This window comes from Pedobacter sp. GSP4 (assembly GCF_051857575.1).
In the GTDB taxonomy this organism is placed as follows: Bacteria; Bacteroidota; Bacteroidia; order Sphingobacteriales; family Sphingobacteriaceae; genus Pedobacter.
Genome location: NZ_JBPZIR010000004.1, coordinates 270,802 through 283,691 on the forward strand (window position 1 = coordinate 270,802; position 12,890 = coordinate 283,691).

General features: G+C 40.9%; 8 protein-coding genes. 6 read left to right on the forward strand and 2 right to left on the reverse strand.

Annotated features, from left to right (window positions below; translation table 11 throughout):
- Window positions 1–80 precede the first annotated feature (80 nt).
- Window positions 81–2,543, forward strand: a complete 2,463-nt coding sequence (locus ACS5PU_RS12015) for a TonB-dependent receptor domain-containing protein (RefSeq protein ID WP_439459408.1) — start codon at window positions 81–83, stop codon at window positions 2,541–2,543.
- Between the two features lie 90 nt (window positions 2,544–2,633).
- On the opposite strand, the gene ACS5PU_RS12020 is transcribed toward ACS5PU_RS12015, so the two are convergent.
- Window positions 2,634–4,295: an ABC transporter substrate-binding protein gene (locus ACS5PU_RS12020; RefSeq protein WP_439459409.1), complete on the reverse strand. Its 1,662-nt coding sequence runs from the start codon at window positions 4,293–4,295 to the stop codon at window positions 2,634–2,636.
- A 19-nt stretch (window positions 4,296–4,314) separates the two neighbouring features.
- Here ACS5PU_RS12020 and ACS5PU_RS12025 point away from each other — a divergent pair, with 19 nt between their 5' ends.
- Window positions 4,315–4,767 carry a hypothetical protein gene (locus ACS5PU_RS12025; RefSeq protein WP_439459410.1) on the forward strand — a complete coding sequence of 151 codons (453 nt, stop codon included), beginning with the start codon at window positions 4,315–4,317 and terminating at the stop codon, window positions 4,765–4,767.
- Window positions 4,768–4,935: 168 nt separating this feature from the next.
- Here the strand turns inward: ACS5PU_RS12025 and ACS5PU_RS12030 are convergent, their stop codons facing one another.
- Window positions 4,936–6,273: a sigma-54-dependent transcriptional regulator gene (locus ACS5PU_RS12030; RefSeq protein ID WP_439459411.1), complete on the reverse strand. Its 1,338-nt coding sequence runs from the start codon at window positions 6,271–6,273 to the stop codon at window positions 4,936–4,938.
- A gap of 284 nt (window positions 6,274–6,557) precedes the next feature.
- Between ACS5PU_RS12030 and ACS5PU_RS12035 the strand changes: the two genes are divergently transcribed.
- From ACS5PU_RS12035 to ACS5PU_RS12050, 4 genes are all read left to right on the forward strand, one after another.
- Window positions 6,558–7,169, forward strand: coding sequence for an N-acetyltransferase (locus tag ACS5PU_RS12035; protein ID WP_439459412.1), 612 nt, complete (start codon window positions 6,558–6,560; stop codon window positions 7,167–7,169).
- A 9-nt stretch (window positions 7,170–7,178) separates the two neighbouring features.
- Window positions 7,179–8,291 carry a M20/M25/M40 family metallo-hydrolase gene (locus ACS5PU_RS12040; RefSeq protein ID WP_439459413.1) on the forward strand — a complete coding sequence of 371 codons (1,113 nt, stop codon included), beginning with the start codon at window positions 7,179–7,181 and terminating at the stop codon, window positions 8,289–8,291.
- Between the two features lie 78 nt (window positions 8,292–8,369).
- The gene (locus ACS5PU_RS12045; protein ID WP_439459414.1) at window positions 8,370–10,841 is read left to right on the forward strand and encodes a PIG-L family deacetylase; all 2,472 of its coding nucleotides are present in this window, start codon (window positions 8,370–8,372) and stop codon (window positions 10,839–10,841) included.
- 101 nt (window positions 10,842–10,942) lie between these two features.
- Window positions 10,943–12,640, forward strand: a complete 1,698-nt coding sequence (locus ACS5PU_RS12050) for a sodium:solute symporter (protein ID WP_439459415.1) — start codon at window positions 10,943–10,945, stop codon at window positions 12,638–12,640.
- The last annotated feature ends 250 nt before the right edge of the window (window positions 12,641–12,890 follow it).

The window sequence follows — 12,890 nt, forward strand, 5'->3', positions numbered from 1 at the left end:
CTGACATAAAAAGTATTGGGCAAAGCTGTAACAAAATGCAACTTGCGCAGACTAATTACAAAAAAGACTAACTTTTTAACATGAAAAAACTTCTACTATTAACCTTTATCCTTGGCATATTTTTTAATGCGCAGGCTCAGTTTCCTACTGGCGGCTTTGGAGGGGGAGCAAAAAAAACTACTGTTACCGGTCGTATCACCGCAACCATACTTGATTCATTGACAAAAAAACCAATTGATTATGCTACTGTATCGTTGGTTAGTGCAAAAGATAATAAATCGGTTAATGGAGGTGTTACAGATGAAAAAGGTAAATTAAGCTTACAAAATGTAGCTCCCGATTCATACAAACTCAAGATTGGGTTTATGGGCTATAAAACCAAAACGATTGCGGTTACCACTACGCCTTCAAAGCCCGATAACAACATCGGTACCATTTATATCTCATCAACCGAAAACACCTTGGCCGATGTACAGGTACAGGGCACTAAAGCAATAATTGAAAACAAGGTAGACCGTATGGTTTATAATGCAGAGGCCGATGGTACCAATGCTGGTGGCGATGCTACTGATGTAATGCGTAAGGTGCCTATGCTATCTGTTGATGCCAATGGTGATGTGCAGCTTCGCGGCGCAGCTGTACGGGTTTTAATTAATGGAAAACCTTCTGGTACTATGGCTGCAAGCGTTTCTGATGCCTTAAAAATGATCCCTGCCGAGCAGATCAAAAGTGTGGAGGTAATTACCAGTCCATCGGCTAAATATGATGCAGAAGGGTCTGGAGGTATCATCAATATTATCACCAAAAAATCGAATGCACAGGGAGTAAGTGGAAGTATCAATGCTTCGGCGGGTACACGTCAAAACAATGGTGCATTTAACCTGACCGCAAAAACCGGGCGTTTGAGTGTAAACACCAGCTTGGGTTCTAACTTTGCCTATGCCCAGGATTCGAGGGTGGTGATTGTAAACAACACACACTTATACGCAGGTGGCGTTAATAATATATCGCAAGATGGAACTTCGAAATGGAGCAGAAATGGACTGAATGGAAGTTTAGGATTAGATTATGATTTTAATGCCTATAACAATATAAGTACAAACGTTAAGCTTAACCGCTTCTCTAATGGCGGCCCGGGTTCGGCTACTTACCTCATCAACAATTTGCCTGCAACCAATATCAGCAATATGGATATGACGCGGAGCAACATGGATTGGAATGTAGATTATAAAAAAACCAGTAAAAAGGAAGGCGAAGAATTTTCAATTTCTGGACAGCTTTCTACTGGCCGTACCCCTACAAGCTTTAGTAATTTACTTACTTCAGAACAGTATCCAAAAGGTAATTTAACGGAAACCAATAATACAGCAAAAAATAACGAATATACAGGTCAAACAGATTACACTTACCCTTTCACAAAATCGACCATTTTGGAAGTTGGGGCTAAAGGTATCTTCCGGAATGTGAAAAGCCAATACGGAAGTTCAGGTCAGGATTTTGACTATAACCAGGATGTTGCTGCTGCATATGGTGTAATCAGTTTCGATATTACCAAGAAAATTAAATTTAAAGGAGGTGTAAGGGCCGAATATACCAAGATAGATTTTAACACCGAGAAAAGTGGGATAGAAAAAAATGATTACTTCAACTTATTTCCAAGCTTAATTATTTCTAAAACTTTGAAAAAAGGCGCAACGCTTAAGCTGAGTTATAACCGCAGGGTTCAGAGACCAAGCGAAACTTTCTTAAATCCATTTACAAATACAAGCGATCAGTTTAATATTCAGACCGGAAATCCGCAGTTAAGTCCGGAGTTAAGCCAGAATTTTGAATTTGGTTATTCAACCTTTATCAAAGGCTCTGTTATTAATGCTTCTGTTTATTACCGCCGTACCAATGGCGTAATCGAAAGTTCGCTTTCAACCACAAAAGAATTCGACCCGATAAGGAATACAGAAGTAACCAAATCGTTAACCTCTTTTATCAACGTGGGTACTGCGCAGACTTATGGTGTCAATCTTTTTGGATCTTACAATCCAAAACCAAAATGGACTTTAATGAGTAATCTTTCTGCCAACACTTATGAGGTGACAAATACTTTGACCAACATTAGTACGGGTACTTTTTTAAATTATAGCTTATTCGCCCGCTCTGCGTATGGTTTTGGCAAAGGTTATAATTTCGAATTATTTGGTGTAGCTACCTCGGCACGTAGAACCTATCAGGGTAAAACCGATCCGTTTTACTTTTATGGCGCATCTATTAAAAAGGATATCCTGAACAAAAAAGGTAGCATCGGTATCAATACCTTAAATCCATTTACGAAAAACCTGCACATTAAAACGGAAAATAATTCGGTAAGTGGGCTGGGTACGGTTTATCAAAGCAGCAATATTTATTATCCTCTACGCTCTTTTGGTGTTAATTTTAGTTACTCTTTCGGTAAACTTAAATTTACTGAAAAAAATAAAATCAAAAACGACGATATTAAACAAGATCAGCAGCAAGGCGGCGGCGGAATGGGCGGTGGCGTTCAACAGTAAAAACCCAATCTAATATAAATGCTAAGCCTTTCCGTAATTTTCGGGAAGGCTTTTTTGTTTAATGTGCAGTCCTAAAAATAATATTCCAAACTAACCTTTTTTGATTCTTTTCAAAATCATCAGGCTTTGGGGGTTAAAGGAATAACCAGAAATATTGTTCTGCAGCATCACCACCGATTGATCATAGAAAAGCGGTACAACCGGCGAATAATCCATCACAATCTGATCCATTTTACGGTACAGTACATAACGTTTTTCATTGTTGGGTTCGTAATAACTTTGCTCAAATAAACGGTCGAATTCCTGGTTATAAAATGCAGTGTAATTGGGTCCATAAGGCACCTTGTTTTTAGAATAGAACATCGACAGGAAATTTTCGCCGTCGCCATAATCTGCAAGCCAGGAGCCGCGGAAAAAGTTTACGTGGTTTTTCGACATCAGATCCCTTAAACTGGCACTTGGGCTAACATCGATTTTAGTTTTAATGCCAACAGCATTCAGCTCGCCCTGTATAAACTCGATAAGATCTTTATAGGTGGTGGTGGTATTCAGGGTAATTTCGGTTAATCCTTTGCCTTCCGGATAACCTGCCTCGGCCAAAAGTTTTGCCGCAAGTTTTGGATTATAGGCATAACCACGAACAGCCAGGCTATCGAAACCGGGCATGCCTTTGGGGATAAAACCCGATGTAGCAGCTACGCCAATGCCATTCCGAAGGTATTTAATCAGTTTGTCTCTATCAATGGCGTAATTTATGGCCTGCCTGATTTTCTTAAAACGCAAAGGCGATTTTTTAACAATGGCCAAGCCTGTATCAACCAGTATCCCCACATATTCGGTACACAGGTAAGGACTTTTGGTTAAGGTAAACTTTCCTTTGTATTTGGAAGCCATTTTGCCGCTTTTGGTTAGAATGTCATCCCGGTAACTCCCGTCTACGTTATAATAAAAGTCGAGATCTTTTTTCAGGAAACTCATAAAACCACTTTGTTTATCGGTAATAAAGGAGGCTTTTACTGCATCAATATAGGGCAAAGCTGTTCCGTTAGTGTCTTTTTCAAAATAATGCCCGTTCTTCAACAGCACTAAAATTTCGCCCTCTTTCCAATATTTAAATTTAAAGGGCCCCGTACCGATGGGGTGACTTCTAAAATCCTTACCGTAATGTGCAACAATTTCGTGCGGTACAACCGAGCAGTACTGGGTGGTAAGTAAACTCATAAAGGGAGGAAAGGGGCGTACCAGCTTGATTTGAAAAGTAGAGTCGTTTATGGCAATGAAATTACTTTGGTCCTTCACTTTATCGCTAAAAATCCAACCGCCAGATGAGGCAACCTTTGGATCGATTAAACGGTAAAAGCTGTACACAAAATCGCTGGCTACAACTTTTCTGCCTTTTCCGTTTTTAAAAATCGGATCATCATGGAAATAAACATCGTTGCGCAGGTTAAAGGTATAGGTTAGGGCATCTTTAGAAACCTGCCAGCTTTTGGCAATGCAGGGCATGGTTTGTAGGGAAGAATCGACCTGAACCAATCCGTTGAATATTTGATTGGTGATCCAAATGGCGTTCTGGTTGCGGGCAAATGCCGGATCGATAGAGGTTAAACCCTGATCGAGGTTGATATTAAAAACCTTTTTGTCTTTATGCTCGGTATTTTCCTTACAAGAAAAAAATAGGGTAATGCAAAAAATCCAAAATATATATTTAAATGAGCCTCGCATGCGGTAAGGAATGTTATTTTTGCACAAATTAATAAATTTAATGCAGATGTCTTTTTTAAACGATTTATTTATTGGCCTTGATGCTGCTAAACAGGAAGAATTACAGGAACGTTTGGATTTAGTGGAACACAAGATTAAATTTATGGATAAAATGCCTGTAAGCTGCTTGGATACCGCGAATAATCCATCTTACCTGTTAACCGAAGAAATGGCTTTGGCAGGTGGTATGGTTGAAACGGATGTGCTTAATGCTGTTTTTATTATTTACTATCAGCCTGGTAAAACCCTTACCGATTTAATGCGCGAAGTACCAGCGGTGCTAAATACCGAATGGCAGGCTGTACAGCATAACCGCATTATTTTGTTGAATGATGATGTAAACCGCGAGAGAACTGCTGAACATGCCGTGTCGCTGATAGAAGATATTGCCGAAATGCTGCATCCAGGTTCTTTTATTTTTGGCCATGAAGGCGATAAATGGATCAGGTTTGGTGCGTAGGTGGGGATGGGTGATGTAAAATGGAAAATGTATAGGGGGGAAATGGAAGAGGTGTACAAGGAGTATCGCCATTAAGTCTTTTCCCGAAGCATCAAGTTTTTCAACTTTCGGACCGCTAACCCTGGACTTTTAGCTTTCAGCTTTAACCTCTGGTCTTTCAGCTCCCCTCTAAACCTCCTTAATCTGATATTCCTCTATTTTACGGTAAAGTGTAGTTAAACCAATTCCCAATAAACGTGAGGTTTCAGTTTTGTTGCCTTTGGTGTGTATGAGTACCTTTTGAATATGCTGTTTTTCTATCTGCTGTAAATTGTAGTCGTTTTCTGCCGGTATAAATTCGAAAAACTCTGGTGGCAGCGCCGCAGTGCTTAGCGTATCGCCGTCTGAAAGGATTACCAATCGCTCGATTACATTTTTAAGCTCGCGGATATTGCCTTTCCAACTGTGATCGGCCAAAATAGCTAACAGCTTATCATCCATTTTGGGAGCAGCTCTGGTTACCTTATTGGCAAACTCTTTAAGGTAGTGTTTTGCCAGTGCCGGGATATCCGCTTTGCGCTCGCGGAGCGGTGGCAGCGTAATGGTAAAAACCGATAACCTGTAGTATAAATCTGAACGGAATTTTCCTGTTGCCGCATCACCTTTTAAATCTTTATTGGTTGCGGCCAAAATCCTAACATTTACCTGTTGGGTATGGGTATCGCCCACTTTTATAAAGGTTTGGCTTTCTAAAACACGCAATAACTTGGCCTGTAGATCGAGGTTCATTTCGCCAATTTCATCCAATAACAGCGTACCGCCATTGGCTTCTTCAAGCAAGCCTTTTTTGTCTTTATTGGCACCGGTAAAAGCACCGGCTTTATACCCGAACAGTTCACTTTCAAGTAAATCAGGACTAAACCCGCTACAGTTTAATGCTACAAATGGTTTATCGGCCCTGGGGCTTGCATAGTGGATAGATTGGGCAAAAACCTCTTTCCCCGTTCCCGTTTCGCCAAGGAGTAGAACGGTGGTATCTGTGGCACTTACTTTTCTGGCCAGTTCTATGGCTTCTTTTAAGGCTTTAGATTGGCCAATAATGGTTTCGAAACTGTGTTTTTTTGCAATTTTGTTTTCCAGTTCGGCCACCCTGCGCTGCAGATTGGATTTATCCATGGCGCGGTACAAAAGCGGTATAATCTTATCGTTGTCATCACCTTTCACCAAATAATCAAATGCTCCGTTTTTAATGGCCAAAACGCCATCTGCAATGGTTCCGTAGGCGGTAAGGTTTATAATTTCTACGTATGGTTTCAAGGCTTTAATATCTTTAACCAAGGCCACACCGTTAACATCGGGAAGTTTTACATCGCTGATTACAATGCTCACATCGTTGTTTTTAAGGAGCTTTAAGCCTTCTTTTCCGGTATTGGCCTGTAAGGTCTTAAAACCCTCTAGTTCTATTATCCTGGAAAGCAAACTGCAGATTTTCTTTTCATCATCAATGATGAGGACTATCCCATTCATAACTTAAATTTATGGTGCAATATTAAGGATAAAAATATCTAAATATTTAATGTTTAAGATAAATCGGGGGCCAAATTGCTGCTAAACCCAAACAGCTTTTTTACTACAAATGACTAAAAGCTTTTCAATATGATAAAAAGGCTTTCAAAATGGAAGGCTTTTTAGTTTAATCATTCATTTTGATTAATCGGTTTAAAATTTTAACGTTGATTATCAGTGTTTTGTGTTTGGTTTTGGTGGCGGGCACTTCTTTTGATGATGTGCTGGTATGAAATTTTTTTAAAATGAAAAATCCAATAATTTTTGTTCGCGCTGCAACAAAAGAAGATGCCAGATATGCAGATGAAATTGTGTCGGAAACACTAAGTTCTGCACTGGTAAGAGGATCGGGGATTTCCAAAAGGAGCCCTGCATCCATTATCCAAAAAATGAACGAAGGGAAAGCAGTAATAGCCGTTACCGATAAGGGCGAATGGGTAGGCTTTTCGTATTTCGAAACCTGGCAGAATGCAGATTTTATCTCTAATTCGGGACTTATTGTAGCCCCAAAATTTAGAAACTCAGGCGTAGCTAAGGGCATTAAAAACCGGATTTTCAGTCTGTCGCGCCGCACTTATCCCAATGCAAAAATATTCAGTATTACCACAGGTGCGGCCATTATGAAAATGAATACCCAGCTTGGTTTTGAACCTGTACCTTTTTCTGAAATTACACAGGATGAGACTTTTTGGGATAGCTGCAAAAGTTGTGTCAACTACGATATCCTCGAACGTAAAAATAGGTGCAACTGCCTTTGTACAGCCATGCTATTCAGTCCTGAGCATATAGATAATTTAATTGCGAAAGCAGAAAATACGCTCCGGTTACAACAAAACCTAAACCTAAAAAGCATTTAATACCTAGCCATGAACATTACCGAAAAACAAATTAGCACACATCAAGATTTAAACCAGTTGTATAACGAAGCTTTATCACTTCTGGCAACACTCATATCTATTCCGTCTTTCAGTGGTGCCGAAAACCGTACAGCCGATGAAATTGAATCACATTTAGCGAAGCACGGCATCAATACCATCAGGAAAAACAACAACGTTTGGTGTTACAACAAATACTTTGATGGTGCAAAACCAACAATTCTGCTCAACTCTCACCACGATACGGTTAAACCCAACGAACAATATACGCTCGATCCTTTTAACCCATGCGTTTACGACGAAAAAATGCATGGCTTAGGCAGCAATGATGCAGGAGCTTCGCTGGTATCGCTCATTTCTACCTTTATTTATTTTTACCACACGCAGCGCCTTCCATTTAATTTGTGCCTTGCTGCAACCGGGGAGGAAGAAACTTCCGGAGAAAATGGGATCAGAAGCATTTTGGCCGATCTTAAACCTATTTCGTTTGCCATTGTGGGCGAACCAACGGGTATGCACATGGCCATTGCCGAAAAAGGATCGATGGTGATCGATTGCATTGCGCGGGGCCGTTCGGGTCATGCGGCCAGAGAGGAGGGCGATAATGCCATTTACAAAGCCATAAAGGATATCGAATGGTTTTCGCACTACCAGTTCCCAATTGAAGACCATATGCCTCCACCGGTTAAAATGACCGTTACCCAGATCAATGCCGGACTGCAGCATAATATCGTTCCGGGCGAATGCACTTTTACGGTCGATATCCGCTTTGACCACAATTATACACCACGCGAAATACTAAATGTAATTATTAACCATACGGTTTGCAGTTTCAACGTACGTGCCAATGTGCTTAATCCATCCAACATCGACCTGCTCCATCCTTTGGTTGTTGCTGGTTTGGCCCTTGGCAGAAAAACCTATATTTCCCCTACAAGTTCCGATCAGGGCTGGCTGGCTATGCCTTCGGTAAAAATGGGTCCGGGCGAATCGGCCAGATCGCATACTGCCGACGAGTTTGTGCTGATCGAAGAGATAGAGGAGGGGATAACGATATACATCCATTTACTCGAATCTATTTTTGCAGCCTATAAAAAGAACTAGGCATTTTTTGTACCTTTTTCGTTTCCGAGGCATTAAAGTAAAAGCTTTTTGAGCATATTTGAATTTCGCAAAACAAATATGATGTTCAAAAGAATAACTGCTATATTCACCTTATGCTTTCCGGTATTTTTTTGTGCCGCCCAACAGGTACGGCCCGCAAAATCTGCAGAGATTTACAGGGAACTGAAAACGTTAAAGCACCTGCCCAAGGTTTTATATTTAGCCGCTCACCCAGATGATGAAAATACAGGTTTACTATCCTGGTTAATAAATGAAGAAAATGTAGAAACGGCCTACCTATCGCTAACCAGGGGCGATGGTGGCCAAAATCTTTTGGGTACCGAACAGGGTGCAGCCCTGGGCCTGATCAGAACACACGAACTGTTGGAAGCCCGCAAACTGGATGGAGCCCAGCAGTTTTTTACCCGTGCCATTGATTTTGGTTTTTCTAAAAATACAAACGATACCTTTAAACAATGGGATGCTGATAGCATTACCGCAGATGTGGTATGGGTGATCCGTAAATTCAGACCGGATGTGATTATCTGCCGTTTTCCGCCTACAGCAGCAGCTGGGCATGGCCAGCACGCGGCTTCTGCTGTAGTTGCAGAAAAAGCATTTAAGGCGGCGGCCGATAAAAATATGTTCCCTAACCAGTTGAAATATGTTTCGGTATGGCAGCCAAAAAGATTATTGTGGAATACTTTCAGGTTCGGTGCCGTAAATACCACGGCCGAAAATCAGTTAAAACTTACCGTAGGCCAATACGATGCCCAGTTGGGGATGGGCTATGGCGAGCTGGCAGGCTTGAGCCGGAGTTTACATAAAAGTCAGGGTGCAGGTACACAATCGGTAGCAGGCGTACGTTCCGAATATTTTACACCCGTTCTGGGCGATGCTGCAAAGCGATCGCTTTTTGATGGATTGAGCATGAACTGGTCGGATAAAGGGATAGCTGATATTGATGAACTGATTGATATTACGCTTTTATCTTTCAACTATAACCAGCCGGATAAAAGTTTGCATGGACTATTAATGCTGCGGAAAAAAATAAGTGAACTGCAGGATGCAGGCCTTAGAAAAGATAAACTTGCCACAATTGACCACATTATTTTGAGCTGCATAGGTTTTATGGGCGAAGTGGTAACCAATCAGCCCGAAGCCATTGCCGGAAACAGTTATAATTTCAGGTTAAACTTAATTTCGAGGTCGTCTACCCCGGTAACAGTAGAGCAGGTAAACTGGCTGAACCAAACCGATAACCTAAGCCGTAAATTAACAGGCGATTCGTTGATAACAATCGAACGAAAAATCCAGATTCCGGCAAATGCTTCAGCCACTGAGCCTTATTGGCTGGCCGCACCAGCAAAAAATGCAGCCACGTTTAGCGTAGCCAACGATACCCTGATCGGACTTGCAGAGATGGAATCGCCAATTAATGTACAGCTCAGCTTAAAAATAGAGAATGAAAAGTTTGATGTTCAACTGCCGCTATCTTACAAAAAACTCGATCCGGTTAAAGGCGATGTGGTAGAAGCATTGCGGATTATCCCGGCACTTGATTTAAGTTTTACCGAACCGGTTTACTTCGCAAAAGAAAAAGAGCCGCTCAATATCAGCCTGCGGTTAAAAGCGAACAAAAATATCAACTATGGCAAGGTCAGTTTCAGGATTGGGGGGCAGGTAATTAAAACTTTTCAGGGCATTAATCTGGCAGAGAATACACTCAATACCATGAACTTTTTAATTCCGGTTGAAGACCTGGCCAAAATTAAAACCAGCCAGAATAAGGTTGAGGCCATCTTTTCATCAGAGAGCAACGAATATTCAAAAGGACAAGTGCTTATCCAATACCCGCATTTACCATCATTACAGTATTTTGTGCCGGCAACAACCTGGTTAATAAAAGGCGATGTAAAAGTAATGGCAAAAAAAGTAGGCTATATTGAAGGCGCCGGCGACCTGATCCCTGAATTTTTAAGACAGGCAGGCCTTCAGGTTGATGTACTTACCGAAGCTGATATTTTAAACGCGGCAAAACTGGCCACTTACGATGCCGTGGTTACCGGTGTTAGGGTAATCAATACCGAAAAAAGAATCAAAAACTGGCAGGCGGCCCTGCGCGGCTATGTAGAAAATGGAGGAACCATTGTAATGCAGTACAATACCACGCAGGATATGGCCCTTCAGGATTTTGGTATTTATCCATTTAGCATCAGTGGTAAAAGGGTAACCGAAGAAAATGCCGAGGTGAAGCTTTTAAATCCAAACCACAAACTCTTAACTTATCCAAATAAAATAACAGCCGATGACTTTAAAGGCTGGGTTCAGGAACGCGGGGCTTATTTTCCTGATAAATGGGATGCTAAATACGAGCCACTTTTCGAAATGCACGATACGGATGAAGAACCGCTCCAGGGAGCTACCTTATATGCTAAATACGGAAAAGGAAATTTTATCTATACGCCTTTAGCATTTTTTAGACAGCTGCCGGCCGGAAATGTTGGCGCAGCCAGGTTATTCTTTAATTTTTTATCGGCAGGGAAGTAAATGAAAAACCAATTTAAAAACTGGAACACCTGGTACATGCTTTTGGCATTGGCACTTTTGTTTCAGATTATATTTTATTACCTCTTTACTAAATTTTGGGCATGAGTAATATCGATTGGCTGGTATTGATATTTACTTTGTTTGCTGTTGTGGCCTATGGTGTTTTTATTGGCCGTGGGCAGAAGAGCAATGCTTCTTACCTAAAGGCCGATAATAAAATGCCCTGGTATATTGTACTATTGGGTATAATGGCCACACAGGCCAGTGCCATTACTTTTTTATCGGCCCCTGGGCAGGCTTATACCGATGGTATGCGTTTCGTTCAATACTATTTTGGTCTGCCATTGGCCATGATTGTCATCTGCATCACCTTTATCCCTATTTTTCAGAAACTTAATGTATATACCGCATACGAATATTTAGAAAACCGCTTTGATAAAAAAACAAGGGTACTCACCTCGCTATTGTTCCTGTTTTCGCGTGGCCTATCAACAGGGATCAGTATTTATGCACCGAGTATTATCTTATCAAGCGTTTTAAACTGGAATATTTATTTAACCAATCTGCTAACCGGTGGCATCCTTTTAATTTACACCTACATTGGCGGTGCAAAGGCCATTGCCCACACGCAAAAGCTACAGTTTTTAATTATACTGGGCACCATGGCCTTCGCAGGCTATTTATTGGTGCAGCACATGCCAAACGGAATAGGCTTTAAAGATGCGCTTTACCTTGCCGGAAAATCGGGTAAATTAAATGTAATCACTACCGAATTCGATTGGAAAGATAAGTACAACATATGGAGCGGCTTAATTGGGGGATTTTTCCTGGCACTTTCTTATTTTGGTACAGATCAGAGTCAGGTTGGTAGATATATTACCGCTAAAGACAATGCCAATGCAAAAATGGGTCTATTGTTAAACGGATTGGTTAAAATACCCATGCAGTTTGCCATTCTGTTAATCGGTGCTTTATTGTTCGCTTTCTTTTCTTTAAAACCTGCGCCCATTTATTTCAACGAGCGTTCCTATCAATATTTAAAAGATACCAACCCCCAACAGGCTGCAGTTTTTGAAAAAGAACACAATGCTTTAGAGAAAAAGTTTAATCAGCTTTCAAAAAATATACTTTCCGAAAAAGAAAAGCAATCGAGTTTATTAAATGCTTCGATAGCAGATTTTAAAACCACTCAAAGCCAAGTTAAGGCGCTGCACACAAGGGTAGAAGAGGCTATTAACCAATCGAACTATAATGCCGAGAAAACAGATACCAATTACATCTTTTTATATTTTGTAAAAAACACGCTTCCGGTAGGCATGGTTGGTTTGCTCTTCGCGGTAATTTTCCTGGCCAGTTGGGGTTCTATTTCTGCCGCACTGAACTCGCTTGCTGCCTGCTCATTAAAAGATATACACCTCATTTTCGGTAAAAAAGAGGTAGATGAGCTGACCGAACTGCGTTACAGCCGACTACATACCTTAGCCTGGGGGATTTTTTCTATAGCAGTTGCCATGTTTGCTACGCAGATGGGCTCGCTAATTGAAGCCGTAAACATACTGGGCTCATTGTTTTATGGCCCGATTCTGGGTATCTTTTTGGTTGCTTTTTATTTTAAAAAGATAAACGGCCCACTGGTGTTTATTGCTGCAATCTTATCAGAAATTGCAGTTATTGCCGTTTATGAGTTCGATATTGTTTCCTTTCTCTGGTTAAATGTAATTGGAGCTGCTGCCGTAATTATTTTTTCTTTACTGGGGCGATTATTTTATCAACCAGAAAAGCAGCTGGAGAAATTATAGTCAACTGGTTAGATCTGCCAATTAGAACAGTATCGAATTGGTTGAAAAAGAAATCGTACTGAATGAAGGAATTTTTCATAATGGCCTGGGCGCTATAATAAGATTTGGGAGCAGAAAAGATAAACTGTTGCGTACCTTTAGCTTAGCGAGCGGGCGGTAGCGGGCAAGCAATAAAATTGTAAAACCGTAACTTACTTTTTTCGACAATAGGATTATTGTTTTATCGAGCTAAAGCCATAAATTCGTAAAA

Excerpts from the sequence above, each read along its gene's own strand:
- ACS5PU_RS12015 (WP_439459408.1), top strand. The coding sequence starts at position 81 with ATGAAAAAACTTCTACTATTAACCTTTATCCTTGGCATATTTTTTAAT.
- ACS5PU_RS12025 (WP_439459410.1), top strand. The coding sequence starts at position 4,315 with ATGTCTTTTTTAAACGATTTATTTATTGGCCTTGATGCTGCTAAACAG.
- ACS5PU_RS12030 (WP_439459411.1), bottom strand. The coding sequence starts at position 6,273 with ATGAATGGGATAGTCCTCATCATTGATGATGAAAAGAAAATCTGCAGT.
- ACS5PU_RS12035 (WP_439459412.1), top strand. The coding sequence starts at position 6,558 with ATGAAAAATCCAATAATTTTTGTTCGCGCTGCAACAAAAGAAGATGCC.
- ACS5PU_RS12040 (WP_439459413.1), top strand. The coding sequence starts at position 7,179 with ATGAACATTACCGAAAAACAAATTAGCACACATCAAGATTTAAACCAG.
- ACS5PU_RS12045 (WP_439459414.1), top strand. The coding sequence starts at position 8,370 with ATGATGTTCAAAAGAATAACTGCTATATTCACCTTATGCTTTCCGGTA.
- ACS5PU_RS12050 (WP_439459415.1), top strand. The coding sequence starts at position 10,943 with ATGAGTAATATCGATTGGCTGGTATTGATATTTACTTTGTTTGCTGTT.